The sequence below is a fragment of the Nocardia sp. JW2 genome, assembly GCF_051843015.1.
GTDB lineage: Bacteria > Actinomycetota > Actinomycetes > Mycobacteriales > Mycobacteriaceae > Nocardia > Nocardia coubleae.
The window spans coordinates 76,216-103,100 of sequence record NZ_JBPXLK010000012.1 but is presented as its reverse complement, the minus strand read 5'-3'; the positions used below and the strand labels follow the sequence as shown (position 1 = coordinate 103,100).

The 26,885-nt window shown below is 66.6% G+C and carries 20 protein-coding genes and 1 pseudogene; 18 read left to right on the top strand and 3 right to left on the bottom strand.

Going from position 1 to position 26,885, the window contains the following annotated elements; genetic code table 11:
* Positions 1 to 11: 11 nt before the first annotated feature.
* From ACSVDM_RS18455 to ACSVDM_RS18435, 5 genes are all read left to right on the top strand, one after another.
* Positions 12 to 1,046 carry a LacI family DNA-binding transcriptional regulator gene (locus ACSVDM_RS18455; protein WP_439266515.1) on the top strand — a complete coding sequence of 345 codons (1,035 nt, stop codon included), beginning with the start codon at positions 12 to 14 and terminating at the stop codon, positions 1,044 to 1,046.
* Positions 1,047 to 1,172: 126 nt separating this feature from the next.
* Complete coding sequence (locus tag ACSVDM_RS18450; protein ID WP_067494334.1) at positions 1,173 to 2,045, top strand: ABC transporter permease; 873 nt, start codon at positions 1,173 to 1,175, stop codon at positions 2,043 to 2,045.
* Between the two features lie 43 nt (positions 2,046 to 2,088).
* Complete coding sequence (locus ACSVDM_RS18445; protein ID WP_067494337.1) at positions 2,089 to 3,129, top strand: ABC transporter substrate-binding protein; 1,041 nt, start codon at positions 2,089 to 2,091, stop codon at positions 3,127 to 3,129.
* Positions 3,130 to 3,145: 16 nt separating this feature from the next.
* Complete coding sequence (locus ACSVDM_RS18440) at positions 3,146 to 3,943, top strand: ABC transporter ATP-binding protein (RefSeq protein ID WP_439266513.1); 798 nt, start codon at positions 3,146 to 3,148, stop codon at positions 3,941 to 3,943.
* Positions 3,944 to 3,973: 30 nt separating this feature from the next.
* The gene (locus ACSVDM_RS18435; RefSeq protein WP_439266511.1) at positions 3,974 to 5,092 is read left to right on the top strand and encodes a glycerate kinase; all 1,119 of its coding nucleotides are present in this window, start codon (positions 3,974 to 3,976) and stop codon (positions 5,090 to 5,092) included.
* A 39-nt stretch (positions 5,093 to 5,131) separates the two neighbouring features.
* Here ACSVDM_RS18435 and ACSVDM_RS18430 read toward each other — a convergent pair whose 3' ends face one another.
* Positions 5,132 to 6,226 carry a diguanylate cyclase domain-containing protein gene (locus ACSVDM_RS18430; RefSeq protein WP_439266509.1) on the bottom strand — a complete coding sequence of 365 codons (1,095 nt, stop codon included), beginning with the start codon at positions 6,224 to 6,226 and terminating at the stop codon, positions 5,132 to 5,134.
* Between the two features lie 127 nt (positions 6,227 to 6,353).
* Between ACSVDM_RS18430 and ACSVDM_RS18425 the strand changes: the two genes are divergently transcribed.
* Positions 6,354 to 7,109, top strand: a complete 756-nt coding sequence (locus ACSVDM_RS18425) for an ATP-binding cassette domain-containing protein (protein WP_439266507.1) — start codon at positions 6,354 to 6,356, stop codon at positions 7,107 to 7,109.
* Here ACSVDM_RS18425 and ACSVDM_RS18420 read toward each other — a convergent pair.
* Positions 7,086 to 7,598 carry a MarR family winged helix-turn-helix transcriptional regulator gene (locus ACSVDM_RS18420; protein WP_439266505.1) on the bottom strand — a complete coding sequence of 171 codons (513 nt, stop codon included), beginning with the start codon at positions 7,596 to 7,598 and terminating at the stop codon, positions 7,086 to 7,088. The two genes, ACSVDM_RS18425 and ACSVDM_RS18420, sit on opposite strands and share 24 nt — an antisense overlap.
* A gap of 92 nt (positions 7,599 to 7,690) precedes the next feature.
* Between ACSVDM_RS18420 and ACSVDM_RS18415 the strand changes: the two genes are divergently transcribed.
* Positions 7,691 to 9,751, top strand: coding sequence for an MMPL family transporter (locus ACSVDM_RS18415; RefSeq protein WP_439266708.1), 2,061 nt, complete (start codon positions 7,691 to 7,693; stop codon positions 9,749 to 9,751).
* A 60-nt stretch (positions 9,752 to 9,811) separates the two neighbouring features.
* Here ACSVDM_RS18415 and ACSVDM_RS18410 read toward each other — a convergent pair.
* Positions 9,812 to 9,970: pseudogene (locus tag ACSVDM_RS18410) on the bottom strand (hypothetical protein); the annotation flags it as partial.
* Positions 9,971 to 10,236: 266 nt separating this feature from the next.
* Here ACSVDM_RS18410 and ACSVDM_RS18405 point away from each other — a divergent pair.
* The 11 genes from ACSVDM_RS18405 to ACSVDM_RS18355 all read left to right on the top strand — a co-directional run bounded on the left by ACSVDM_RS18405 (position 10,237) and on the right by ACSVDM_RS18355 (position 26,885).
* Entirely contained in the window at positions 10,237 to 11,664 is a 1,428-nt protein-coding gene (locus ACSVDM_RS18405) for a glucose-6-phosphate dehydrogenase (RefSeq protein WP_439266503.1), read from the top strand.
* A gap of 1 nt (position 11,665) precedes the next feature.
* Positions 11,666 to 13,078 (top strand): sugar porter family MFS transporter, encoded by a 1,413-nt coding sequence (locus ACSVDM_RS18400; protein WP_439266501.1) that lies wholly within the window; start codon positions 11,666 to 11,668, stop codon positions 13,076 to 13,078.
* A 721-nt stretch (positions 13,079 to 13,799) separates the two neighbouring features.
* Positions 13,800 to 14,849, top strand: coding sequence for a 2OG-Fe(II) oxygenase family protein (locus tag ACSVDM_RS18395; protein ID WP_439266499.1), 1,050 nt, complete (start codon positions 13,800 to 13,802; stop codon positions 14,847 to 14,849).
* A 77-nt stretch (positions 14,850 to 14,926) separates the two neighbouring features.
* Complete coding sequence (locus ACSVDM_RS18390) at positions 14,927 to 15,973, top strand: 2OG-Fe(II) oxygenase family protein (RefSeq protein WP_439266497.1); 1,047 nt, start codon at positions 14,927 to 14,929, stop codon at positions 15,971 to 15,973.
* A 72-nt stretch (positions 15,974 to 16,045) separates the two neighbouring features.
* Positions 16,046 to 22,285, top strand: a complete 6,240-nt coding sequence (locus ACSVDM_RS18385; protein WP_439266495.1) for a type I polyketide synthase — start codon at positions 16,046 to 16,048, stop codon at positions 22,283 to 22,285.
* Between the two features lie 29 nt (positions 22,286 to 22,314).
* Entirely contained in the window at positions 22,315 to 22,968 is a 654-nt protein-coding gene (locus tag ACSVDM_RS18380; protein WP_439266493.1) for a hypothetical protein, read from the top strand.
* Between the two features lie 38 nt (positions 22,969 to 23,006).
* Complete coding sequence (locus tag ACSVDM_RS18375; protein ID WP_439266491.1) at positions 23,007 to 23,804, top strand: cupin-like domain-containing protein; 798 nt, start codon at positions 23,007 to 23,009, stop codon at positions 23,802 to 23,804.
* Positions 23,805 to 23,839: 35 nt separating this feature from the next.
* A complete protein-coding gene (locus ACSVDM_RS18370) occupies positions 23,840 to 24,112 on the top strand; it encodes an acyl carrier protein (RefSeq protein ID WP_439266489.1) in 273 nt (90 codons plus the stop codon).
* A gap of 13 nt (positions 24,113 to 24,125) precedes the next feature.
* Complete coding sequence (locus ACSVDM_RS18365; protein WP_439266487.1) at positions 24,126 to 24,584, top strand: ester cyclase; 459 nt, start codon at positions 24,126 to 24,128, stop codon at positions 24,582 to 24,584.
* Positions 24,577 to 25,938 (top strand): cytochrome P450, encoded by a 1,362-nt coding sequence (locus tag ACSVDM_RS18360; protein WP_439266485.1) that lies wholly within the window; start codon positions 24,577 to 24,579, stop codon positions 25,936 to 25,938. Before ACSVDM_RS18365 ends, ACSVDM_RS18360 begins: the two co-directional genes overlap by 8 nt.
* A 59-nt stretch (positions 25,939 to 25,997) precedes the next feature.
* Positions 25,998 to 26,885: a phytanoyl-CoA dioxygenase family protein gene (locus ACSVDM_RS18355; RefSeq protein ID WP_439266483.1), complete on the top strand. Its 888-nt coding sequence runs from the start codon at positions 25,998 to 26,000 to the stop codon at positions 26,883 to 26,885.

The following is a 26,885-nucleotide window of genomic DNA, read 5'->3' as shown; positions in this document are numbered from 1 at the left end:
GGCACGAAGTCATGGCGGCTGTGAGATTGCAAGACGTCGCGATCCGGGCGGGCGTCTCCCAGGCGACCGCCTCGCGCGTGCTCAACGGGTCGTCGCGGGTGCCCGGCGAAGGCGTGGCCGACCGGGTCCGTGCCGCCGCCGCGGAGCTCGGCTATGTGCCGAATGCCCAGGCCCAGGCCCTGGCGCGGTCCTCCACCGGGCTGATCGGACTCGTCGTGCACGACATCGCCGATCCCTACTTCTCCTCGATCGTGCAGGGGGTGCAGACGGCGGCGCGCCGGGCGGGCAAGCTTGTCCTGCTGGCCAGCACGCAACGCGATTTCGACATCGAGCGCGAATCGGTGAGCACGTTCATCTCGCACCGCGCCGACGCGATCATCCTCGCGGGTTCGCGCCAGAGCGGCGATCTCGATCGCGATCTCGAGAAGGAGTGCGCGCGGTATCTGGACAACAACGGCAAGGTGGTCGTCGTCGGGCAACCGCTGTCCTTCGGTGCCGCCGTCGAGCCCGAAAACTATGCGGCATCAGCGGAATTGGCGCACGCGCTGCTCGGTCAGGGGCATCGCGACTTCGCGGTGATCGGCGGGCCCGGTCACATCAGGACCGCCGTCGACCGGCGCAACGGCTTCGTCGAGGCACTCGCCTCGCAGGGTGTGACACCGCTGGTGGAGATCGCGGGAGACTTCTCCCGCGACGGTGGTTTCAGCGCGGCGCGCCGCCTCGCCGCGGCCTTGGATCTGCGCCACGGGCAGGCGGTCCCGCCCTGCGTCTTCGCCGTGAGCGACGTGATGGCGATCGGGGCGATCGCGGCCTGGCGCGAGCTCGGCTTGGTGGTGCCCGACGATGTCTGCGTCGCGGGTTTCGACGACATTCCCACCCTGCGCGACCACGTACCAGGGCTCTCGACGGTGGCGCTGTCGCTGGTGGACATCGGCGAGCGGGCCGTCGCGCTCGCGCTCGACGACACCGCAACGTCCTCGCGCGCACACGAATTCGTGCCCGGCCGGGTGATCCTGCGCGACAGCAGCGTTTTGCACCGGCCCTGACCTGGCCCGATTCGAAACCCTTGACACTGTGGGTCGGGTCACACTAGCCTCGGATCCAGCTTCGGAAAGCGCATTCCCAGCGGGTGCAGTTCGAATCCCGCTCCACTACTAGCTTTAGGACTCCAGATGGCGGTAGTCACGTCCGTCGAGGCCGGTTCCCCCGCACCGAAAGCGGCGCAACCCGTTCGCCCCCGGCGCCGAAAGCTTCCATCCCCGGCCGGTCTCTGGTCGACCGTCTGGCGGCCACTCGCCCTGGTGGCGGTGCTCGTCGTCGCCTGGTGGGCCGTCACGAAATTCGAGCTCGTCGAGCCCTACATCCTGCCGTCACCCGCCGATACCTGGCGCACCACCGTCGACAACTCGGCGTACCTGCTCGAGAACACCTGGGTCACCACCTACGAAACGGTGGTCGGCTTCATCATCGCCGCGCTGATCGGCGAAGCCGTCGCCCTGGTGATGATCTATTCGCGTGGCGTCGAGCGAACGATGTACCCGCTCATCCTTTTCGCACAGGTCATCCCGAAAATCGCCATCGCGCCGCTGTTCATCGTCTGGCTGGGCTTCGGCACCAGTCCCAAGATTCTCGTCGCCGTGCTGATGGCGTTCTTCCCGATTGTCATCTCCGGTATGGCCGGCCTGCGCTCGGTCGACCCGGAGATCCTCGAACTCACCTCCACCATGGGCGCGAGTAATTGGAAGACGTTTGTGAAGGTGCGTTTCCCGGCGTCGCTTCCGCAGCTGATGTCCGGGCTCAAGATCGCCGCCACCCTCGCGGTCACCGGTGCCGTCGTCGGCGAATTCGTCGGCGCCAACGAAGGTCTGGGTTATGTGATTCTGCAGGCCAACGGAAATATCGACACCGCAATGCTGTTCGCGGCCCTGATCATCATGTCGCTGCTCGGCATCATCCTGTTCGCGATCATCGAGATCGCCGAACAGTTCCTCATTCCCTGGCACGCCTCCCGTCGATCCACGGCCTCGGTCGTCGGGGCGGCTTGAGCATGCCGAACCATCGTATTCGCGCCACAGCTGGAGAACTCGCATGAAATTCCGAACACGCACACTCACGTCCATCGGGGCCGCCGCGGTGGCATCGGTGCTGGTCTTGACCGGCTGCGGAGGCGGCGGCACCGAGGCCAAGGAGCCCGGCACCGACGGGAAGACCACCCCGGTGTCGCTGATGCTCAACTGGTACCCCTACGGCGAGCACGCCCCGTTCTATTACGGAGTGCAGGAAGGCATTTTCGCCAAGCACGGCATCGATCTGAAGATCTCGGCCGGCCAGGGGTCGACGAAGACCACGCAGGCCACCGGTTCCAAGCAGACCGACTTCGGTTGGGCCGATACGCCCGCCGTCCTCAGCAATATCGACAAGGGCGTCAAGGTCAAGAGCGTCGGCGTCTTCCTGCAGACCACGCCGTCGGCGGTGCAGGTGTTCGCCGATTCGAATATCCGCACTCCGGCCGACCTGGTGGGCAAGACCATTGCCGTGTCCGCGGGCGACGCACCGACCACCACCTTCCCGGTCTATCTCGACAAGGCGGGTGTACCGGCCGATCAGGTCACCCAGCAGAGTCTCGACTCCGCGGGCAAGATGTCGGCGATGCTCTCGGGTCGCGTCGACGGGCTGATCGGCTTCGCGCACGACCAAGGTCCGACCATCGCGAACAAGAGCGGCAAAGAGGTGCGCTACCTGCGGTATTCGGAGCAGGGACTCAACTTCTTCAGCAACGGCCTGATCGCGAACCAGGCCACGATCGACTCCTCGCCCAAACTGGTGCAGGCCATGGTCGACGCGACCAGCGAGGCCTTCGCCGCCGCGGCGGCGAAGCCCGAGGCCGCGGTCGCCGCGATGGAAGGCAAGGACCCGCAACTGCCGCCGCAGCCGGTGCTGCTGCAGCAGTGGCAGCAGACCATCCCGCTGCTCACCACCCCGGAAACCGTCGGCAAGGCGCCCGGAACCAATGCCGAGGCGAACTGGCGCGCCACCGTCGAGGTGCTCAGCAACGCGAAGCTCCTCGAGAAGGCCGAGGACCCGGCCAAGTACTGGGACTCCAAATTCACCCCGACCAGCCGGCCGTGACGGAACAGGTGACGAAATGAGCACACCCACCGACACCCGCACCGCCACGGCTGTCGCCGTAGACGGGCTGACCGTAAGGTTCTCGTCCAACCGCGGCGAGGTCACCGCACTGCACGACGTCGACCTCCACGTCGGTCGCGGCGAGTTCGTGTCGATCGTCGGCCCGTCCGGCTGCGGCAAGTCGACGCTACTGAAAGTCGTCGCGGGCCTCACCGACCCGAGCGGAGGCAGCGTCGAACTCGGCGGCGCCTCCGTGCGGGGGCCGCAGCGCAATATCGGCTACGTATTCCAGCGTGCCGCGCTGCTGGAATGGCGAACCGTACGCAAGAACATCCTGCTGCAGGCGGAGATGCGCGGCATGGACAAGCGCGCAGCGGCCGCCGAATGCGATCGGCTCATCGAGATGACCGGGCTCGGCGGCTTCGAGAACGCCCTGCCGCACGAACTCTCCGGTGGTATGCAGCAACGGGTTTCGCTGTGCCGAGCCCTGTTGCACCGACCGCAGGTACTGCTGATGGACGAGCCGTTCGGCGCGCTCGACGCGCTCACCCGGGAACGGATGAACGTCGAACTGCACCGCATCTGGCGGGAGACGAGCACCACCGTCCTGCTGGTCACGCATTCGGTGGCCGAGGCCGTCTATCTCGCCAATCGGGTCGTGGTGATGAGTCCACGGCCGGGCAAGATCATCGAATTGCTCGACGTCGACCTGCCCGCGCACCGCGAGTACGCCACGACGATGGAGACGCCGGAATTCATCACCGTCGCCAACCGGGTCAGGGAACTGCTCGGCGCGGTGGCACAAGCGGACTGAGATCCGGACCGCAGAGAGGATGTCGACCGCGTGAGGGTTCTCCTCGCCCCGGACAAATTCAAAGGAAGCCTCACCGCGGCCGAAGTGGCCGACCGCCTCGCCGACGGCTTGGCGGAGGCGGGGATCGACAGCATGCGGATGCCGATGGCCGACGGCGGCGACGGGAGCGTCGACGCGGCGGTCGCGGCCGGGTTCACGCCGCATCCGGTGACGGTGGCCGGGGCGTCGGGAGCCCCGAGGTACGCGCGGATCGCCGTCGGCGACGGCACCGCGGTGGTCGAGGTCGCGAACACCTGCGGTCTCGCCACCCTGCCGAACGGCCGGAAGCTGCCGCTGGACGCGAGCAGTCTCGGTGTGGGACAGGCGATCTCGCAGGCACTGCGGCACCGGCCGCGACGCCTGGTCCTCGCGCTCGGCGGCAGCGCCTGCACCGACGGCGGGATGGGGATGTTCGCCGCGCTCGGCGTCACCTTCGCCGACGCGAGCGGACAGCGATTGCGCGCGTGTGGGCGGAGCCTGGCCCGCGTCCACACGGTCGACTCGTCGCGGGCGGTCCGGTTGAGCGAGGTGGACATCGTGGTCGCGAGTGATGTCACCAACCCCTTGCTCGGACCGGACGGTGCGGCCGCCGTGTACGGCCCGCAGAAGGGCGCTACCGAGTCCGACGTCCGGTTCCTCGACGACGGGCTGCGCAACCTGGTCCGCGCCTTCGTCCGCAGCGGCTATCCGGACGCGGCGACTGTCGCGGCCGCGTCCGGTGCGGGCAGCGCGGGTGGGATCGGCTTCGCCGCCCTGCTGCTCGGCGGCACCATCGTCTCCGGCGCCGAGTTCTTTCTCGAACTGCTCGAATTCGACCGCCACCTGCCCGATGTCGACCTGGTGATCACCGGCGAGGGCAGCATCGACGAGCAGACCGCCCACGGAAAACTCCCCGCGGTTCTGGCCGCCCGAGCCCACCCCACCCCCGTGGTGGCGGTCGCCGGACGCAACACCCTGCCCCGCGACCATTGGCACCGAGCCGGTTTCGCGGCCGTCTACTCTCTGGGCGACTACACCGACTCGAACACCGCCGACGACCCGGACCTGACCAGCCGACTTCTCACCCGGATCGGCCGCGAGATCGGCCGCATTCCAGCGATCTCCGGCTGATCACCGTGGTTCGCGCCGTCGGCAGCTGTAACTCCCGGTTCATTCCCCGCCCGGCGTGTGGGAGTGCCCGGGTGGCCGGGTGAGGTCGTCGAGGACGACCAGGTTTCCACCGGACTGTTTCGCCTGGTACATCGCCGCGTCGGCGGATTGCAGCAAGCGGTCGGGGGTGGGGCGTGGGCAGTGCGGGCAGACCGTCGCGTCGAAGACCGCGACGCCGATGCTGGCCGTCACGCCCACCGCGGTATCCGAGGGCGCGGCGACCACCCGGCGGAGGTCTTCGGCGACATCGCGGGCGCCTGCCGCCGCGATCGGGGCGGCCACGACGAACTCCTCGCCGCCGGTCCGCGCCACCACCGCCGAATCCGGGGCGGCCTCGCGCAGACGCCGGGCGGTTCGCATCAGCACGATGTCGCCGATGCGGTGACCCCAGGTGTCGTTGACGCTCTTGAACCGGTCCAGGTCGAAGGAGATGACGCAGACGGCGCGATGCTCCTCGACGAGTCGGGGGAGCCGGTTCTCGAGCCCTCGCCGGTTGAGCAGTTCGGTGAGGGGATCCGAGAGCGACTCGATGCGCAGCAGCCAGTAGAGCAGCTGGAACGCGGGCACCGCGGTGATCACCGTCGCCAGCAGCAGACCCACCGCGACCGCGAGGGTGACACCGTCCCCGCCCGTCGCGATCCGCACGGACAACACCACCACCGACAGCACCGACCAGGCCGAATGCGCGGCCACGGCCCGTGCGCTGTGGAAGAAACTCAGATAGCTGCCGGTCGCCAGCAGCAGGACGGCACCCATGGCGCCGAACAGGCGGTTGTGCACCTGGAGGAACTCGATCGTGAACAGCAGATCGGCGAAGGCGATCAGGGTCAGCGACTCGGTTCTGCCGGGCCAGGGCAGCAGCCACCAGCGCGCGGCCCACAGCGCGCCCGCCAGAACTCCGACGACGGACGCCGCGACGGGCGGCCCCGCGGGCGTGCCCGCGATCACCAGACCCATGACCGCGATCCCCGCGCCTGCGGTGCCCATCAGCACCTTCAGCGGCAGCAGCGCCGAGCGAACGGCGAGGGTGCGCACCAGCCAGCGGTAGTCGACCGGGTCCTTCCACCAGGACCGCAGCGTCGTACCGTCACTCATCGACTCACCCTTGGACCCGACGGCATAGCCACCTCGTTCCTGCCGAGCGCGAAAATCGAGAAATCCCACCGAATGGTTCGCAGTAGTCTAGGTGTCGTCGTTGAGGAACCCCGGCCACACTGGAGTCGTGACAGCCGAACTGCGTTCCCTCAGCGTCGACATCGACACCGGCCGGTGGCGCGACTCAGTCCTCACGAGCGTGGATCTGAGTGTTCCCGCCGGACAGCTCACCGCGCTGCTCGGCGGCCCCGGCGACGGCAAGACGATGATCGCCTACGCACTGACCGGCCGCCTGCCCGAATCGGCACGCGCGAGTGGGGAAGTCCTGATCGACGGTCGCGTCGGCTATATCCCTCAGGACGGTATCGATGCCTTCGTGCCCGACCAGACCGTCGGCGAGCAACTCCGCCGATCGGAGCTTCGACACCGAGCCTGGACCGTCGAGCAAGCCTGCGCTGCCGCTCATTACCCGATCGACGCTTTGGAGTTGCTCGCGCGGCACAACTCCGCGGGCCAGATCCAACGCGCCGCCGTCGCGGCCGCCCTGCTGACCGCTCCCGATGTCCTGGTCGCGGACGGCCCGACCGCCTCCCTGGACCAGGGCACCGCCTACGCGGTGTGGAAGTCGCTGCGCGAGTACGCCGACACCGGCGCGGCCCTGCTCGTCATCACCCACGACATCGCCCTGCTCGCCGCCACCGGTTACGCCGACCGCCTGGTTGTCATCAGCAAAGGGCGAATTCTGGCCGCCGGGACGATGGCGGAACTGTCCGCCGCCGCGGATCCGCGGGTGCGGATGTATGTGGGAGGCGCTGCTTCGCACGGTGAGCCGGGCCGGACATCGGGACCTGCGACGAGCTCAGCGGTCCATCTGCGCCGGTAACTCGCTGTAGAAATCGCGCAGCGCGCCGGTGATCGCGACGAACACCCGGTGGGCTGCCTCGAGGTCGGCAGCGGGCAGATCGGCCATCGCAGCCCGGGTGCGGGTGCTGAGTGGTCCGAAGAATCCGGCCGCCACGGACATGCCGTGGTCGGTGTAGCCGAGGTGCACTCGTCGGCGGTCCGTGGCGTCGGGTACTCGCTCGAGATGACCGGATTCGATCATCCGCTCGACGAGATAGGTGACCGCGGGCGCGGAAATCCCCATCAGTGTGCTCAGCCGACCCGCGGTCACCGGTGTGCCTTCGGCCTGTGCGGTTGCCACCTGCATCAGGGCACGGAAGTCGTTGGGGCGCAGATCGTTCGACCGCGCGAAGACGTGACCGATCTGTTCGGAGATCGCGGTCAGCGCGCGCAGATCGCGGGCGATCTCGGTTTCCAGCTCCGACCGGTCGCGAGCCGGATCGGCGTCCTCGGTGGTCTGGTCACCCAACGCATGTCTCCTCTCGATCCGGTGGCGAGCTTAGCCGCTCCCGGGTCGCGACATTGTCAGATAGTTAAGTTTCTGAAATAGTCGACCGCGTGATGCGACTCAGCGACGGGCAGGGATGGGATCGGTTCGCCCGGATGGTGACCGGGCGGCGATCATGGGCGCTGCTACTCGCGGTCTTCGTGGCCGCGGTGGCTGTTGTCGCGTCGGCCGGCAGCAACCAGAGCGCCGGGCAGGCGCCGGTGTCGCTGCCGTCCTCGGCGGAATCCGCTCGGGCCGCCGCTGCCGCCGACGACTTCCCAGGCGCGGACGAAGCCGCCGCGATCTTGGTGGCGACCCGCACCGATGACGGTGTGCTCACCCCGACCGACCTGGCCGCACTCGATGCCGCACTCACCCGGGCCGAGGTCTCCGCGTCGGGCGGTCCACGCGTCGTCCCGGCTCCCGACGGCCGCGCCGCCATCGCCCAGATCCCGGTGTCTGCGGACCTGAACGGGTTCGCGCTGACCGATCGCGTCGACGAACTGCGCACCGAACTCACCACGGACCTGCCCGAACCGCTGCGCGTGCAGGTGACCGGCGGTCCCGCCTTCGGCGCCGACATCGCCGACTCCTTCTCCGGTGCCAACACCCTGCTGCTGATCGTGACAGCGCTGGTGGTGATGGTGCTGCTGATCCTCACCTACCGCTCACCGGTGCTCTGGCTCGTCCCGCTGACGGTCGTCGGCCTGGCCGACCGCGTCGCCACCAGCGTCGGCACCGCGCTGGCCCAGCTCACCGGTCTCACCTTCGACGGCTCGACCTCCGGCATCACCAGCGTCCTCGTCTTCGGCGCGGGCACGAACTACGCACTGCTGCTCGTCTCCCGGTACCGCGACGAACTGCATCGCCACGACGACCATCGCGATGCTTTGCGCGCCGCCGTACGCCATGCCGCGCCCGCCATCCTGGCCAGCAATGTCACCGTTGTGCTCGCACTGCTGACCCTGCTGCTGGCCGCGCTGCCGAACACGCGAAGCCTCGGCGCGTTCGCCGCGGCCGGACTCGTCGTCGCGTTGATCTTCGTCCTGTTCGCCCTGCCCCCGGCATTGGCCCTGTGTGGGCGAAAGATCTTCTGGCCGTTCGTGCCTCACGCCGACGGTCGCGACCCGGCCGAGCACGGCGTCTGGGCGAACGTCGCGCGGCGCGTGGTGCGCCGCCCGGGCCTCGTCGCCGGTGTCGCGTCGGCCGTCCTCGTGGTCTTCGCGGCCGGTCTCGCGACCACCGACATCGGCCTGTCACGCACCGAGCAGTTCCGGGTCGAAGCCGAATCCGTCGACGGACTGCAGACCTTGGCCGAACACTTCCCCTCCGGTTCCGCCGATCCCGCCGTCGTGATCGCCCGCACGGCGGCCGCACCGTCGGTGCAGGCCGAACTCGATACCGTGCCGGGGATTTCCCGGACGACCCGCACCGGAACCTCCGACACCGGAATGACGCGCTGGTCGGTCGTCCTCGACGCGCCGCCCGGCTCGGCCGACGCGTTCACCACCGTCGAGGCGATGCGTTCGGTACTCGGCGCGATCCCCGACGGTGCAGCGCTCGTCGGCGGCTCCGATGCCGAGGCCCTCGATATCCGCGACGCCGCGCGCCGGGACCAGGGATTGGTCATCCCGCTGATCCTGGTCGTCGTTCTGCTGGTGTTGCTTGCCCTGTTGCGCGCGGTCCCGGCGGCGGTGCTGCTCGTCGGCGTCACAGTCCTGAGCGCGCTCGCCGCCCTCGGCGCGGGCAGCTGGATCAGCGGCACCGTGTTCGGTTTCCCGGCCTTGGACACCAACGTGCCACTGTTCGGTTTCCTGTTCCTGGTCGCCCTCGGCGTGGACTACACGATCTTCCTGGTGACCAGGGCGCGCGAGGAAGCAGCGGCCAACGGCACCACCCAGGGTATGGTCCGTGCCGTCGCATCCACCGGCGCGGTGATCACCAGCGCGGGCGCGGTGCTGGCCGCGGTGTTCTGCGTCTTGGGCGTACTTCCGCTGATCACCCTCACCCAACTCGGCATCGTCGTCGGCATCGGCATCCTCCTCGACACCTTCGTAGTCCGAACACTGGTGGTCCCAGCACTGTTCGAACTCCTGGGTGACAAGGTCTGGTGGCCCTCGGTCCCCGAGAAGTAGGCGAGCGCGCCCGGGAACCAATGCAGGCGATCGCGCCTTCGAGGCGGCCTCCGCGAGGTGTCAGGCGGAGATCAGCAGGGCGATGCCCGCGACGAGCAGTGCGATCGTCTTCACGACTTCCAGTGCGATGTAGACGTAATGGCCGAGTGAGCGAGGTGCGTCGAGCCCCGCCAGCACCGCGTCGCTGCGACGGGCCAGTCGCGGACGGACTGCGATGGCGACTGCCGATGCGGTACTCATGTCTTCGATTCTGGCGCACCCGACCACGGACGGTCGCGCGTTGCCATCTGGTCGTGGATCGGCATGGCTCCGCAGCACATGACCCGGTGACGCGCTGCTCACGACCTCCCGGCGCCGGGTCCATCGGCAACATAGAGTTGTCCCGCGCAAGTTCATGCAGGAGGCGCTCCGTTGTGGGCGCAGGGTCGGATCGGCATTGCAGGCCGCGTTGCTCGTCGCAATACGCACGACAGGAGCGAAGGACTATGACCTCGGACTCGACAACTGGTGCGAACAGTTCACGTGATCAGACGCTGGTGATTCTCGGTGCGAGCGGCGATCTCACGGCGCGGCTGCTGCTGCCGGGGCTCGGTGCGCTGTTGACCACCGGTGGTGTGGACAAGCTTCAGCTCGTCGGCAGCGCGGTGGAAAGCTGGGACGACGACCGCTGGCGTTCGCAGGTCACCGAGTCCTTCGCGACGGTGGACGCGCACGGACCGCAGGTGGAAGCCGTCGTCGCTACCACCCGCTATGTCACAGCGGATGCCACCGACGAGAACGATCTGCGCGCATTGCTCGACTCCTGCTCGGGTCAGCTGATCATCTATTTCGCGCTGCCGCCCGCTGTCACCGAGAAGGTCTGCCGCGTGCTCACCGGAGTGGACCTGCCCGAGGGCACCCGGCTGGCGATCGAGAAACCGTTCGGCAGCGACGCCGAGAGCGCCGCCGCGCTCAACGAGTTGGTGACCCAGCTCGTTCCGGAAGACCATGTGCACCGGATCGACCACTTTGTCGCCATGTCGACCGTTCTCAACATCCTGGGGGTGCGGTTCGCCAACCGCATGATCGAACCCTTGCTCAACAACCAGCACGTGCACAGCGTGGACGTGATCTTCGACGAGAGCCTGACGCTGGAAGGTCGGGCCGCCTTCTACGACGGCACCGGTGCGCTGGCGGACATGATCCAGAGCCACCTGCTCGAGGTGCTGTCGCTGTTCGCGATGGAGCCCGTGCCGTCGCTGCACGGGGACGCCGTGCGCGACGGGAAGGCCCAGATCCTGCGAGCCACCCGGATCTGGGACGACGACCCGATCACATACAGCCGCCGCGCCCGCTACACCGCGGGTGAGATCGACGGCCGTCAGGTGCCCTCCTTCGTGGACGAGAAGGGCATCGACGGCTCCCGCAATACCGAGACCTTCGCCGAACTGGTGCTCGCGGTCGATACCTGGCGCTGGTCGGGTGTGCCGTTCCGGGTGCGCTCGGGCAAAGCGCTCGGCTCACCGCGCACCGAGGTGACGGTCACCTTCAAGCCGCCGCAACAAATACCGGTCGGCATGACCGGCAGCCCACAACCCAACCGGCTCCACATCGGAATACCCCTCGGCGCCAACACTTTCGGGATCGACGTGAACATCAGCGGACCGGGCGACTCGTTCGAGATCGATCCGGTGAGCTTGGCCGGCGAGTTCGGCGCGGGCATGCTGCCGCCCTACGGCCAAGTACTCCGGGGCGTGATCGAGGGCATCCCACCACTGTCGGTACGTGGCGACATGGCCGTCCAGTGCTGGCGCATCATCGAGCCGGTCCGCGAGGCCTGGCGCGAGAACCGGGTGCCGATAGGGGAATACGCGGCAGGCAGCACGGGCCCTACCGGCTGGGCTCCGACCGGGCTCCCCGGCAAGGGGGAATGAGATGACCAACGGTTCAGAGAGTTCCCAACTCGACGTCCCCAACGCGGGACTGCGCATGGTCGCCCGGTGGGGACTGTGGATCAACCTCGCCACCTTCATGATCGGCTACGCCACGGGCGTCATCTCCGGTGCGTTGCTCTACATCCGCGGCGACCTCGACCTCCACGACGCCCAACAGGGCCTGGTGACAAGTATTCTGCTGCTCGGCGCGCTGGTCGCCGCGATGTTCACCGGCGGGCTCGCGGACCGATTCGGCCGCAAAATGGTGCTCGGCGGCGCCGGGCTGCTGTTCGCGGTCGGCTTCATCGTGTCGGCGCTGGCGACCGGATTCCCGCTGCTCGTCCTCGGCCGCCTGGTCATGGGCTTCGGTGTCGGCATCGCCTCGGCACTTGTTCCCACCTACCTGGGCGAGATTTCGCCGCCGCAGATCCGCGGGCGAATGCTCACCCTCAATCAGCTGCTGCAGACGGTCGGCATGCTCGTCGCCTACCTTGTGAACCTCGCCTTCAGCGGTAGTGGCGACTGGCGCGCGATGTTCTGGGTCGGCGCGATTCCGGCGGTCTTGCTGGTGCTGATCGTGAAACGGCTGCCGGAAACGCCCACCTGGTTGATCGCGCAGGGACGTATCGACGAAGCACGAACCACCATCGGCTCGGTCGTCGGTGCCGCGGGCGCCGAGAAGGTGATCGAGCACTACCGCCACCAAGAAGCCGAACGCCGGCGCCTTCGGGAACAGGACAAGAGTCCCGAGCAGAAGGGATGGCGGGTGCTGCTGGCGCCCCGCGTCCGCCCCGCGCTGATCGTGGCACTAGGACTCGCCGTCCTGCAGCAGTTCGTCGGCATCAACACCGTGCTCTACTACGCGCCGACGATCATGGAGGAGACCGGCCTCAGCGCCTCGAACTCGATCGTCTATTCGGTCATCATCGGCATCGTCAATCTCGCGATGACATTCGTCTCGCTGCGCTTGATCGACCGGCTCGGACGCCGACCGCTGTTGCTCATCTCCCTGGTCGGAATGGGGATCTCGGTGGCACTGCTCGGTGTCTCGTTCATCGTCGATCTCGGTTCGGTGATCCTGCTGGTGTGCATGCTGGTGTTCGTGTCGTCCTTCGCCATCGGGATGGGCCCGGTGTTCTGGGTGATCCTCGCCGAGGTCTTCCCACCCGACGTGCAGGCGCAGGGCTCGGGCGCGGGCTCCGCGGTGAGCTGGTTGTCGAACTTCATCATGTCGACGGCCTTCCTGCCGCTGACCGGGGCGATCGGATCAGGACCTGTCTTCCTGATCTTCGCCGTGATCTGCCTGGTGGCCTTGATATTCGTCTACCGCCGGGTCCCCGAGACCAAGGACCGCGACTTCGCACAGATCGACGAAGACCTGCAGGCCCGCGCCGGTAGGCACATCCCGAACTAGCGCATAGGTGGGCGGATAGTCTTCACGGCATTCGACGAAGCCGGGTGAGCTGTTCGTCGGCCGCGTTGCCCGCCGGTCCGCACCATCACCGCGAACCAACGACGGCGCGAAAGACATGCGCGGACAACGGTTTTGGCTCCGGTCAGCTCGGTAGCCGAGTCGGAGCCCGGCGTACCGATTGCTACCCGCGGGGCAACAGCTGTGATCTGCGCATTCGGTCGGAGGATCGACGAAGTGACCGAAATACGCTCTGTCTCAACGTGAATCACCGTAAAGTGGTCCGTAGCGGCCCGTCGTTCGATGGACGCGAGTCGGGTAGCGACTCCACGGCGCAACGCGGGCTGCTCGTTGCGAAATGGCCGGGCACGGTGAGTGCGGTCGTGCCATGATTCCCGCTGCCGGTGGAATGGTTTGTGCCGCCCGGAAGCCGTCATACTCCGTGCATTCATCGCGTTTTCCGGGCTGCGAAGATCTGTGAATCGGGAATGGCTTGTCGATGCGAGAATTTGATGACTGTCTGGTCGGATTGCCGAAATATAGCTTCGCGGCGAGCAAATTCTCTGCGACTGGTCACCGCTGCGAACGCTATTGACAGTGCACCGGTGGTGATGCAACCTTGATCTACCCAGCAGTTCCGCCTTATTCGACCTTTCTCAAGCTTTCCAGTCACCGAGTGGAACTCTGCCCGGATACCTGATCGAATATCTTGAAGGGGGCCAGTGTGAGCGCAAACAAATCCGATGTGGAGCACCCGGAATACGCCGTGGTGGAGAATGATCTCGACTGTCTGGAATATACTCTCGTCGAAAGTCCCGGCGACGTATTCGACGACAGTTTCGAGCCACAAGTCTGCGACATGGCCGACCTCGACGGTGGTGCGGCGGCGCGAAACCGCTTCATCGACCAGCTCGGGGAGGCGATGGAGGAGGTCGGACTGGCCATCTTGATCAACCATGGCGCCGAGCCCGTCCTGCCGGCGGCCGCCGACGCGGCACTCCAGATGTTCACGGCCACACCCATCGAAGAAAAGATGCGGTATATCGCGACGGACACCACATTCGGTGAGCCGCTGCAAATGGGGTACATCCCCCTCCAGGAAAGTACGCCTTCCCTGCCGAATTCCGTAGAAGCGTGGGAACTCGACAAAGCGGCTTTCCGCATTCCGGGCGAAGACCCCGACAAGGCACTCACTTTCTGGCCCGACGAGCGTTTCGAAACGGCGTTGCGACCCTACTGGCAGGCGTGTGAGCGGATGGTGCTCCCGCTCGTGCACGCCATGTTCCGGTATCTGGGCGTCGACCCATCGCTCTACGACGAAGAACTCTCGCCACCGAACAGTGTGCTGAGGTTCAATCACTACCCGCCGATCGACGACGCGGCGGTGGCGGCCGGGAACACGGGCCGGGTCATCGCCCACGAGGACTACGGGCTGATCACGCTGTTGCCCGCCACCCCGGTGGAGGGGTTGCAGCTCTACCACCCCCGGCGCAAGACGTGGAGCAGGGTCCACGCGCCTACCGGTTCTTTCGTGCTGAACAGTGGCGACTGGCTGAAAATGATCAGCAACGATCACTTCCACTCCTGCACCCATCGCGTCAGCGTCCCTCGCGATCGTGCCCAGCGGGCGGTGCCTCGCCTCACCATTCCCTATGTCGTACATCCGCACGAGACGTCGATCGTGGAAGTGCTGCCCGGGTTCGAACCGAAATATCAACCGATCAGCGGCCGGGATTTCATGACCAGGCTGGCTGCCAGGTATCTGGATCGCTGAGGTCTTCTGTGCGTCGGACCGGCGGCGTGTAAATGTAGTCGTCTGCCGACGGCTCGGATTCATTCAGAGGTGACAACGTGGGTTCCAATGCCAATGAAGCGCTCGGCAAGTTCGGGGTGGTGGACAAAAACCTCGACTATTCCCTCGAGGAAAGTCCCGACGACATATTCGACGACAGTTTCGAACCGGTGATCTGTGACATGGCCGACCTCCAGAGCGACGCGGCGGCACGGAAACGCTTCGTCGATACGCTCGGTCGTGCCATGGAAGATATCGGACTGGCGATCTTGGTGAACCATGGGATCGATGCCGACTCGCTCCGGGCCACCGATGCGTGCGCACTGGAATTGTTCACGTCGGTTCCCGACGAACAGAAACTGAAGTTCGCCGCCACCGACTATGTGTACGGCGGAGCGTTCCGCCGCGGGTATTTCGCAGTCCAGGAGTGGACGCCGACGCGGCCGAACGCGGTGGAAGCATGGGAGTTCTTTCGCGACTCCTTCCGTATGCCCGGTGAGGACTCACAGAAGGCGCTGTCCTTCTGGCCGGAGGAGAAGTTCGAAACGGGTCTGCGGCCGTATTGGCGGGCGTGTGAGGACATGACGCTGCCGCTCGTCCGAGCCATGCTCGAGTATCTGGATATCGATCCTTCGATCTACGACGAGGAACTGTCACCGCCGAACGGCGTGCTGAGGATCAACCACTACCCGGCGTTCGAGAGCCGCGAGAGCGATACCGAGAACACGGGTCGCTTCATGACCCACGAAGACTACGGCCTCATCACCCTGCTGCCCGCCAATCCGATCGAAGGGCTGCAGGTCTTCCACCCGGAGCGCAAAACCTGGAGCAGGGTGTCCGCGCCGTCCGGGTCCATGATCTTGAACAGCGGCGACTGGCTCCAAATGGTCAGCAACGACCGCTTCCGTTCGTGTTCGCATCGAGTCTGCGCGCCAAGGGATCCGGCCCACCGGGCGGTGTCGCGGATCTCTGTTCCCTATCTCGTTCTGCCCCGGGAGGATTCGGTTCTCGAGGTATGGCCCGGCCGCACCCCGAAGTACGGGCCCATCGGTGCCAAGGACTTCATGGCGAAGCTGGCAGGCAAGTACGTGGACTACGACGACTAGCCGCGCGTCGAGCGAGCTTCCTGCCGATATCCGGTCTGCCACTGTGCCCGAACACGAGGAATGAATGGTGCCATGATTGACCACAGCGACACCGGGCCGGGTGGATTGATCGCGATCGTAGGCATGGACTGCCGATTCCCGGGTGCCGATGGTCCGGACGAGTTCTGGAAGCTGCTGGACGAGGGACGGCATGTGTCCCACGGCCTGCCCACCGAACGCGGATGGGACCTCGATCGGGTGTACAACGAGGACCCGGCTGTCGAAGGGACCACGTATATCCAGCGGGGTGGCTTCCTCCGCGACATCGGTGACTTCGACGCGAGCCTGTTCGGGATAGGCCCGCGTGAAGCCACCACGATGGATCCGCAACAACGGATGCTGCTGGAGAGTTCGTGGCTGGCCCTGGAACGTGCACGCTCGAGCCCGCAGTCGTTGCGCACCGTCCGCTCCGGCGTGTATGTCGGCGCGACCGACAGCTATTACGGTCTGGCGGGCTCGAGAATTCCCGGTCTGGAACGGCATCTGCTGATGGGCACGATGCTGAGCGCGACCTCGGGCCGGATCGCCTACGCGCTCGGCCTCAACGGCCCGGCCATCACCGTGGATACGGCCTGTTCGTCCGCGCTGGTGGCCGTGCACCTGGCGGTGCGGGCGCTGCGCTCCGGTGAGTGCGATGTCACGATCGTGGGCGGCGCTACGGCGATCTCCGATCCGTCGATGCTGGCACGATACTCCCGGCATCGCGTCCTGTCGGTGGACGGCTACTCCCGTGGATTCTCCGCCGACGGCAACGGTTTCGCGCCGGCGGAGGGCGTCGCGTCGTTGATCTTGATGCCGTTGGAGCGAGCCCAGTTCCTCGGCAAGCCGGTTCTCGCGGTGATCCGTGGCAGCGCTGTCAACGAGGACGGAGCGAGCGCCACGCTGCAGGCGCCCAACGGGCGTGCACAGCAGGCCGTGATCGCGGCCGCCCTCGACGATGCCGGGTTGCGTCCGCAGGACATCGGTGCAATCGAAGCGCACGGTCCCGGAACGCCGCTCGGCGACGCGACCGAGGCCGCGACTCTGCAGACCAGTTATGCGCGGCACCATTCCGCGGACGACCCCCTGTGGGTGGGTTCGGTCAAATCGAACATCGGCCACACACTCGCCACTGCCGGTCTCGCCGGTCTGATGAAAATGGTGCTGGCGCTACAGCACGAGCGTTTGCCCGCCACCCTGCATGTGGACAGGCCCATCGCCGGTGTGGACTGGACGACGGGCGGCATGCGGTTGCTGCGGGAGTCGCGCCCCTGGCCGCGTACGGCAGAACCTCGGCGGGCCGGTGTCCTGTCGTACGGGATCACCGGCACCAACGCCCACGTCATCCTCGAAGAAGCTCCGCAGCCCGCAGCTGCCGGGCATCGGCGGATAGGCACGCGTGAGCCTTCGCCGCTGCGCACGCGACTGCCGATGTGGCCGCTGTACGCGGCGTCGCCGTCGGCTCTCGTCGCACAGGCCGCGGCGCTGGCCACCCATGTGCGCGGCAACGCGGACCTGTCCGCCGTGGATCTCAGCTGGTCGCTCGGAACCACGCGCAGCCCTCTGACACATCGAGCTGTCGTCACCGGAGGACAGAAAGAGGAACTCGTAGCGAGGCTGGAAGCCTTTGCAGCAGGGGCGATTACGTCCTCTGCGAGCGTTGCCGTCGGAAAGGTGCGGCATGGCCCCGGCCCCGTTTTCGTCTTCCCCGGCCAGGGGTCGCAATGGGTCGGCATGGGGGAGCGGTTGCTCACCGACTCACCTGTTTTCGCCCGATCGATGACGCGCTGCGCCGCAGCGTTGAGCCCCTACGTGAACTTCGACGTCGTGGCGGTGCTGCGTGGGGAACGGAGTGCACCGCTCGAGCGGGCCGAGGTGATCCAGCCGCTGCTGTTCGCGATGTATGTGTCGCTGGCCGAATTGTGGCAGAGCCTCGGGGTCGAGCCCGCCGCCGTCATCGGGCACAGTCAAGGTGAGATCGCGGCGGCTCATATCGCCGGGGCTCTCACGCTCGACGAGGCCGCCCGCGTGGTGGCGCTGCGCAGCGCCGCGTTGCGGGCGGTCGACCGGCGCGGAGCCATGGCATCGGTGGCTATGCCCGTCGAGCGCACGCGGGAAGCACTCGAGAGGTGGAGCGACCAGCTCGAGGTGGCAGTGGTCAATGGGCCGTCGGCGACGGTGGTCGCCGGGGACGCCGACGCGATGACGGAATTTCTGCGGCACTGCGAGCAACGCGGTGTCGAAGGCCGGCTGCTGCCCGTGGACTACGCTTCCCACAGTCGGCACATGGAGGCGCTGCGCGACCGTATCCTCGCCGATCTCGGCGCGATCACCGCGCGTGCGGCCCGGCTGCCCATCATCTCCTCGACCACCGGCGAGATCATCGATTCGGCCTGCCTCGATGCACTGTACTGGTTCGAGAACCTCCGCCGCACTGTGCATTTCGACGAGGCGATACGCAGTGCGCTGACCGCGGGATATCGGCAGTTCGTCGAGGTGTCGCCGCATCCCGTACTGGTCGGCGCCATCGCCGAGGTCGCATCGCTGGTCGATATCGACGCCGGGGTCACCGGCACGCTGCAACGCGGGCGAGGCGGAGGCGAGGACTTCCTCGCCGCCGTGGCCGACGCGCACGCCCAGGGCGCCGAGGTGAACTGGGAGGCACTGTATCCCGGTGCCCGCGAGGTCGACTTGCCCACCTACGCGCTGCAACGTCGGCCCTATTGGTTACCTGCGACCGGCACGTCACGGAATCCGCGAGAGGGATCGTTCGACATCGCGGACCACCCGCTCATCACCGCCACCACCGATCTTTCCGACGGCGGCATGGTGTGTGTGGGTCACCTCGACCCGAAAGAACACTCGTGGCTGGCGGACCACAAGGTATTCGACCGGGTCATCGTCCCCGCCACGGTGACGGTCGAGATTCTCACCTGGTGCGCTGCCCGCGCGGGCCGGAGCGGGGTGCAGGATCTGGTCCTGAGTTCGCCGCTGCCGCTGACGGATACCACGGTCGACATCCAGGTGATGTGCGGACCGGTAGGGCAGGACGGACGCCGACGGTTGACCCTGCACTCGCGTGATCGCGGGGACAAGGGCCCGTGGCGCTGCCACGGCGAGGCGACAACCACGGGCACCATCGCGGCTGCGACCGAAGACGTTCCCCAGGAACAGGTTTGGCCGCCCGAAGACAGTCATCGCCTGCCCTTGGACGGAAGCTATCGCGTACTGCACGACAGAGGCTACGACTACGGTGCCGCCTTTCAGAACCTCACCGCCGTCTGGCGCAAGGACGCAACGCTGTACGTCGAAGTCCAGCTGGGGCGTCGCCGGCCGCCGCGTACCGACGGCTTCGCTGTTCATCCCGCTCTCGTCGACTCGATCCTGCACGCCCTGCTGCTGACCGGAGCCGAGCAGAGCACGATACTGCCGTACTCCATCGGATCCGCCCGGATACTGCCGTGCCGGACGGACACTCTGCGCGCCACGATCAGCCCGGCCGGACAGGACCGCTACCACGTGCGGGTCACCGACCCGCACGGAAACCAGGTCGCCGACTTCCGGGATCTGCTCCTGCGTCCGGTGACGAAACGCGCACTGCGCGGCATGCTCGCCACCGGCGCCGGCCATGCGTTCCGACTCCTCTGGCGGCCGGTCGAGGTGAGCACCGGGGGTGCGGGGGACTGCGCACGGTGGGCGGTCGTCGGCGCGCAGCGCGACCTTCCAGGAGCCGACGTTCACCCCGACGCCCGCTCGTTGACCCTTGCGCTACGAGACGGTCGAGATGTTCCGGAGGTCGTCCTGCTCGATCTTCGTTCCTCGACACCCAGTGGCGAGCTGCCCGAGGAAAACGCACTGCGGCAACATCTTTCGCGATCGATGGTCGACGCACAAACGCTCCTGCGCGACGAACTGCTCGTCGAGACGCTGATCGTCTGCGTCACTCACCGCGCCAACAGCACGAGCATCACCGAATGCGCGCTGGACGCGATCGCAGCGGCATGCGTCGGCATGATGCGTTCCGTCGCGACCGAGCATCCGGGTCGGGTGCGCCTGATCGATCTCGATGGCGACCCGGTCGATCATCGGCTGATGGCCGGTGTGATCGGCACCGGCCATCAGCAGGTGGCTCTGCGCGGTGCGCGGGCATTGGTCCCACGCCTGGCTCCCGCGGCCGAAGGTCTTCTCCGGCCACCGGTCGTCGAGCAATCCTGGCGGCTGGTACAAGGTCGGGACAAGACCTTGGACAGCGTCGCGGTCGCTCCGGCACCCGACCTCACGGTGCCGCTCGAACCGGACCAGGTGCGCATCCGCGTGCTGGCCACCGGCGTGAACTTCCGTGATCCGTTGGTAGCGCTCGGCATGCTCGACGAAACCGCGCTCGGCTTCGAAGTGGCCGGTGACGTCGTGGAGGTCGGCGAGCAGGTCGGCGACGTAGAACTCGGCGCGCGGGTCGCCGCGGTCGTGCTGCATACCGGCTCGAGGCCGGGGGCTTACGGACCCTTCGCCGTCGTCGATCGGCGTGCCGTCCTCACCGTGCCCGCGCACTGGAGTCACGCTCAGGCCGCCGGCGCGCCCATCGTTTTCCTCACGGCCTACCACGCGCTCGTCGAGCTCGCCGAGGTGAAACCGGGCATGCGGGTCCTGATCCACTCGGCTGCGGGCGGAGTCGGCATGGCCGCCGTCCGGATCGCCACCATGCTCGGCGCCGAAATCTACGCGACCGCAAGCCTTTCCAAGCAGGGTGTCGTCGAGGCGATGGGGGTCGCGCGCGAACGGATCGCCGACTCACGCACTCTCGAATTCGAACAGCACTTCACCGAGGTCACCGGCGCCACCGGTGTCGATGTCGTCCTCGGCAGCCTCGCGGGTGAAGCGGTGGATGCCTCGCTTCGGCTGCTGCGGCCCGGCGGGATCTACCTCGAGATGGGCAGGACCGATCTCCGGGACCCGGCCACTGTCACCGCCGGGCAGCCCGAAATCACCTACGACACCGTCAATATCGCGGTACTTCCGATGTCTCGGGTGCACGCCGTTCTCGGCCGGCTCAAGAAGCTGTTCGCCGACGGCGCGCTGAGCCCGCTGCCCGTCCGGACCTGGAACATCGGTCACGCGCGGGAAGTGCTGCGGCACCTCAGCCAGGGGCACAGTACGGGCAAACTCGTCCTGACTCAGCCCACTGCGCTCGTACCCGACGAGACGGTGCTGATCACCGGCGGTACGGGCAGCCTCGGTCGATTGCTCGCGCGTCATCTCGTCATCGCGCACGGTTGCCGCCGGCTTCTGCTCGTCAGCCGCCGTGAGTCGTCCGAGGCCCGGAAACTGGCAGCTGAACTCGGTGAAATGGGTGCGCAGGTCACCATCTCCGCCTGCGATGTCACAGACCGCGCCGCCCTGTCCTCGGTGATCCGGGACATCTCGCCCCGCCACCCGCTCGGCGCTGTCGTGCACGCCGCCGGGGTCTTGGACGATTGCCTGTTCACCGACCTGACCCCCGACCGGCTCGAGCGGGTGCTGGCACCCAAAGTGATCGCGGCTCGGCATCTCCACGAGCTCACCGCCGACATGAATCTGCGCGCGTTCGTGCTGTACTCGTCCATCGCCGACGTGGTCGGCACGGCCGGCCAATCGAACTACGCGGCAGCCAACGCCTTCCTCGATGCGCTGGCATACCACCGGCACAGCATCGGTCTGCCCGCCACCTCCATCGCGTGGGGACTGTGGCGGCAGTCCAGCGGTCTCACCGCCCATCTGGACGGCACCGACCTGGCGCGTCTCGCCCGGCAGGGTCTTGCCCCGCTCGACACGGCAGGCGCGCTCGACGTCTTCGACCTGGCCCTGGAACATGATGAGCCGCTCCTCGCCGCGACAGCCCTCTCGCCCATCGACCCCGCTGCGTCGCCCGTCGCGGTCCTGGCCGATCTGTCTCGGCACCACACCTCGTCACCTGTCGAGGACGAATCCGGCTCCGCCACAGCGGATCTCCCGCGGCCTAAACTGCTGGGCCTGCCGCCCGGCGAACGGGTCAAAGCGCTGACGACCCTGATTCGTACCCACGCCGCTGTCGTGCTCGGACACCAGGACCCCGACGCCCTCGCCGCGGATCGGACCTTCCGAGACGCCGGGTTCGACTCGCTGTCCAATGTGGAGTTGCGCACTCGCCTCAGCGGCGCCACCGGCGTCCGGCTCACGGTCGCGGGGATCCTGGACCATCCGACCCCGACTCGCCTCGCCGTCTACATCAACGAGGTTCTCGAGCGAGACAGCGGCTCCCTACCCCCCGACCTCCCGTAGGCGGAGAAATGCTTTCGAAGGGAAAACACATGCCAACAGGGGAAAACCTTCCGCGTGCTGCCGTTCGAACCGTCGGTGCGACAGATATCGAGGTACGCAACCTGCGGTTGTCCGACCTGGACCAGCTCGTGGACATGGAGCAGACCAAGTGGGACCACGAACAGGCGGCGACAGCCGAGGAACTGTTCGACAGAATCGATCGACTACCCGACCTCGCCGCGGGAGCGTTCGCGCCGGACGGTGACCGGCTCCTCGCGTCCATGTTCGCCCGACCGATCACCGAGGAAACGGTGCACGCGGCGCAGAGTTGGCGGGCGTGTGCCTACGCCCCACTTCCCCCGGCGGGCAGTACCGATTGCGTGTTCGGCGTGAGCCTGACCAGCACGAGTTCCGCGGCGGCCGGAGCTCTCTTTCGCTCGTTCTTGCCGCAGCTGGCCGAATTGGGTTATCGGAACCTGTACGGCGGGTCGACCGTCCCCGGATTACGTGAATGGATCAAGGCCAACCCGGAGGGTTCACCGGTCTCCTATGTGCGGGCGACCAACGACGACGGGACGCCCCTCGACCGGCAGCTTCGCTACTACTACTTGAACGGCTTCACGACGATAGTCGCGGTCAAACCCAACTACTTTCCTCACCCGCAGTCCCTGGACTACGGCGCCGTGATCCACAGAAGTCTCTGATCGGGCTGGGTGCCGTGCGCGAGCCGAGGGGAGAAGAAATGCTGCAGCTACGACCGGCGACTGTGCCGTTGAGCGAGTACATCGCCAGAAAAGAACCAGCGTTCCTTCCGGGGCTGGCCGCCGATTGGCCTGCCGTGCACCGGTGGGATTTCGACTTCCTCGCAAAGCTGCGGCCCGAGTTGCCCATCGAGCTGGTTCGGGGCGATCGCGAAAGCGCCGCAACACATTTCACCGAGTCGACACTGGGCGCGTACATGAAGTTCCTCGCGCACGACGATCCCGGCGAAGAACCCCTCTACCTCAAAGAATTCGATCTCTTGCGCAGGTTTCCGCAGCTTCAGGCCGACATACTTCCTCGAAAGAGGCTGTTCCCGCAGCATGTGGTCGCTCCGCCGCCCGGAGTCTGGGTAGGTCCGGCGGGCGCGCGCACCGGTGCGCACTACGACCTGCTCGGAAACATCGCCGTCGCGATCCGCGGAACCAAGCGCTTCCGCATAGCACCGCCCGGTTTCGTCGAAGACGCCGATGCGCTGTCGGCGAAATACGATCCGTTTGCGCGCCTTTCGGCTCGGCCGTTGGCCGAGATAGCAGCTGCTGCGACGAATTCCGGTCAGCGTCCGTTCGAAGTCGAGCTTCGAGCCGGTGACGCACTGTACGTGCCCGATCATTGGTGGCACGAGGTGTACAACCGCTCGCCGAGCATTCTGCTCAGCGGTTTCTTCGGCACCTACAAGCACGTCGCGTCCTGCGCGATCCGGGTAGCGGCACGCCACATTCTGCACCTCGCGCGCCTCGATCGGGTCATCGCGTGCACCTGCCACGAAACCACAGCCTGACCTCGAGTCGCTGCCTTTCCGAACAAGGAGTACTGATGAGAGAGTTCGCCCTCGACGACTTGAGCCGACTGTATCGGGCGTGTGAAGGAGCCGACCTCGAGCTCACCGAGAAAACACTCGACGAGCCCTTCGAGGAACTCGGGCTGGACTCGCTCGGCACGATCGAACTGGCCGAACGAATTCAGCGGGAATGGCATGTCCGCATACCGATGCTGCTACCGAACGAGACCGTCGAGCTTCTCCGGACGCCGAGGCTCGCCCTCGAATACGTCAACAAGCTCTTGGCCGCGGCATACGAAAAGCGATAGAAGGAGTTCGGCGATGACGCGATCGGTCGACGACCTGATCACCACGTTCTACCGCGGTTTGAGCGGCGACATCGGTCTGCTCGACGACGTGATGGCTCCCGACTGGGTCGACGAGTCGCCCGGGCCCGCGTCAGGTCGTGCCGGGATCGAAAGCCTTGTCGCCGCAGTCGATCACGCTTTCGCCGGCTTCAGGATCGTCGTGCACGCGATCGTCGACGGACGCGGGGCGGACGGCAACGGGATGGTCGCGGTCCGCGGGGAGATGCGCGGCGTCCACGAGGGGGAGTGGCTCGGTGTTCCCGGTACCGGAAGAGCCGTCCGGATCCGGATCCACGAATTCCACCAGATCACCGACGGACTGGTCGTCCGGTCGTGGGGCCTCGAGGACTGGTTCGGATGGCTTCGCCAGGTCGGGGCCGCAGGCAGCGCTGAGCCCGGGATCTATGAAGGGAACGTAGCGACTCATGACTGAGCCTTCCCGCGAGATACCGACTGCGCCCGGCGCCCGGCCGGTGGTCGGCCATCTCCTGCCTTTCGTGAAGCAGCCCTTCACCTTTCTGTCGCAACTGCCCGAACACGGCGATTTGGTGAAGATCCGCCTCGGCCCGAAAACTGCTGTGGTGGTGTGCGATCCCGGACTCACCCGCAAGGTCCTGATCGACGACCGGACCTTCGACAAAGGCGGTCTGTTCCTGGACCGCGAGCGGGAGTGGCTGGGCGAAAGCGTCGCCACCTGCACACACAGCAAGCATCGGCACAAGCGCCGCCTGGCCCAGCCTGCCTTTCACCCCAGACGTCTCGCGGACTACGCGCACACGATGACAACCCAGATCGCCTCCGTCGTCGACGGTTGGCACTCGGGCCGAGTCCTCGACGTCTGTCCGGAAATGTTCACGATCACCTCCAGGGTCTTCGGCGCCGCCATGTTCTCCAGCACCCTCCCGGCGGGCGTGCTGCACGAGGTGATCGGCGATCTCACCGCCACCTTCGACGGCACTTTCCAACGCACACTGCTGCCCGACGTGATCAGCAGGCTCCCGATTCCCAGCACCAGGCGGTACAACCACGCCAACCGGCGGTTGCGCACGACGATGAACGGCATCATCGCCGAACGGCGTGCGAGCGGCATCGACAACGGGGACCTGCTCTCGGCCTTGCTGACCGTCCACGATCGTGAGAGCGAGGCCCCCGGCACGATCGACGACGACGTCAGCGATGCCGTCGTGACGTTCTTCGTCGCGGGAACGGAAACCACTTCCTCCGCGTTGGCGTGGGTGCTGTACGTGCTCGCCGAACACCCCGACATCGAGGCGCGGTTGCATGCCGAGGTCGATACGGTGCTCGCCGGCCGACGGCCCGAATACGATGATCTGGAGCGCCTTTCGGTCGCGAGCAGGATCGTCACCGAAACCCTTCGCCTCTATCCCCCTGCGTGGTTCTTCACCCGGAAGGTCACCGCAGACGTGGAACTCGGTCCCTACGAGCTGCCGGTCGGCAGCACCGTTGCGGTGAGCCCCTACCTCATCCACCGGCGGGCAGACCTCTACGACGATCCCGGCCGTTTCGATCCCGACCGGTGGCTGCCGGAACGCACGGCATCGCCGCCGGGAGCCCTCCTGCCTTTCGGCGGTGGGGCGAGGAAATGTATCGGGGAAACCTTCGGGATGACGGAGGTGGTGCTTGCCTTGGTGATCATCGCGAGTCGCTGGCGGGTCGAGACCGTTCCCGGAACAAGGATGCGTCCCCCGCTGTCGGTGTCCCTGGTGCCAGGAGGACTGCGCCTGCGTGTGGTCGACCGCCGGGCAGGCGGCCAGGGGCTGAAGTGAGTCCGGACAGCGATGCGCAGCGTCCGGGCGTCGTATTGCCGATGTGAAAGAGGTGTTCGGTGTTCGAATTGACCAGTGCTGAACAAGAATTGCTCCCGTCGGATGACGATGTCGAGTTCTATCGGGAGCACGGCTGGTTCATCACACCGCGATTGTTCACCGAGGAGGCGGTCGACGACGCGTTGGACGCTTTGGAGGCACATCACCGACGCGAGCGTGATTACGAGCTGCCTGGCGAGATCGACGAACTCTACGACTGGACCCCGGGCGCGGTGCACCAGATCCGCTTCAACGACTATGTCGCGCTGACCAATCGCCGCCTCCGCGATTTCATGCTGCGGCCGATGGTCGCGGCCGTTGCCGCACGGTTGGCGCAAACGAATCAGATCAGATTGTGGCAGAGCAGCATCGTGTACAAGCAACCACAAACCGGCGGCGGCGATACCACTATCGGATGGCACGCCGAACGCGCCTACCTGCGTACCTGTACCTCCACCAATATGTTGACCGCGTGGATCGCGCTACAGGATTGCGACGAGTCCATGGGTCCGGTGGTGATGATCGACGGAAGCCACCGCTGGCCGGATACCGAGGAAATTCGTGCCATCAGATACGGCCGAACATTTTTCGGCGCCGATCCCGCGTTGTTGCAGGACCGCCTCGAGCGGACCGGCATGCCGCTGCGCACCGTTCCCATGTTGTTGCGCAAGGGCGAAGTCAGTTTCCATCACTGCCTGACGCTGCACGGCAGCGGCCCCAATCTGAGCGGGCGGGCCAGGGTCGGTGCGACGGTGGATATGCAGGATCGCCCGAATCGCTATCAAGCGGTCTACGACCGAGCGGGAGAACTGCTCACCACGGCGAACGACCGGATGTGCCGCAGGCTGCCGAACGGCGATTTCGACTACAGCGACCCCGCGATCTGTCCAGTGCTCTGGGACGAGTAG

Coding starts and splice junctions, on each gene's coding strand:
- ACSVDM_RS18455 (WP_439266515.1), top strand. CDS start 12: ATGGCGGCTGTGAGATTGCAAGACGTCGCGATCCGGGCGGGCGTCTCC.
- ACSVDM_RS18450 (WP_067494334.1), top strand. CDS start 1,173: ATGGCGGTAGTCACGTCCGTCGAGGCCGGTTCCCCCGCACCGAAAGCG.
- ACSVDM_RS18445 (WP_067494337.1), top strand. CDS start 2,089: ATGAAATTCCGAACACGCACACTCACGTCCATCGGGGCCGCCGCGGTG.
- ACSVDM_RS18440 (WP_439266513.1), top strand. CDS start 3,146: ATGAGCACACCCACCGACACCCGCACCGCCACGGCTGTCGCCGTAGAC.
- ACSVDM_RS18430 (WP_439266509.1), bottom strand. CDS start 6,226: ATGAGTGACGGTACGACGCTGCGGTCCTGGTGGAAGGACCCGGTCGAC.
- ACSVDM_RS18415 (WP_439266708.1), top strand. CDS start 7,691: ATGCGACTCAGCGACGGGCAGGGATGGGATCGGTTCGCCCGGATGGTG.
- ACSVDM_RS18405 (WP_439266503.1), top strand. CDS start 10,237: ATGACCTCGGACTCGACAACTGGTGCGAACAGTTCACGTGATCAGACG.
- ACSVDM_RS18400 (WP_439266501.1), top strand. CDS start 11,666: ATGACCAACGGTTCAGAGAGTTCCCAACTCGACGTCCCCAACGCGGGA.
- ACSVDM_RS18385 (WP_439266495.1), top strand. CDS start 16,046: ATGATTGACCACAGCGACACCGGGCCGGGTGGATTGATCGCGATCGTA.
- ACSVDM_RS18380 (WP_439266493.1), top strand. CDS start 22,315: ATGCCAACAGGGGAAAACCTTCCGCGTGCTGCCGTTCGAACCGTCGGT.
- ACSVDM_RS18375 (WP_439266491.1), top strand. CDS start 23,007: ATGCTGCAGCTACGACCGGCGACTGTGCCGTTGAGCGAGTACATCGCC.
- ACSVDM_RS18370 (WP_439266489.1), top strand. CDS start 23,840: ATGAGAGAGTTCGCCCTCGACGACTTGAGCCGACTGTATCGGGCGTGT.
- ACSVDM_RS18365 (WP_439266487.1), top strand. CDS start 24,126: ATGACGCGATCGGTCGACGACCTGATCACCACGTTCTACCGCGGTTTG.
- ACSVDM_RS18360 (WP_439266485.1), top strand. CDS start 24,577: ATGACTGAGCCTTCCCGCGAGATACCGACTGCGCCCGGCGCCCGGCCG.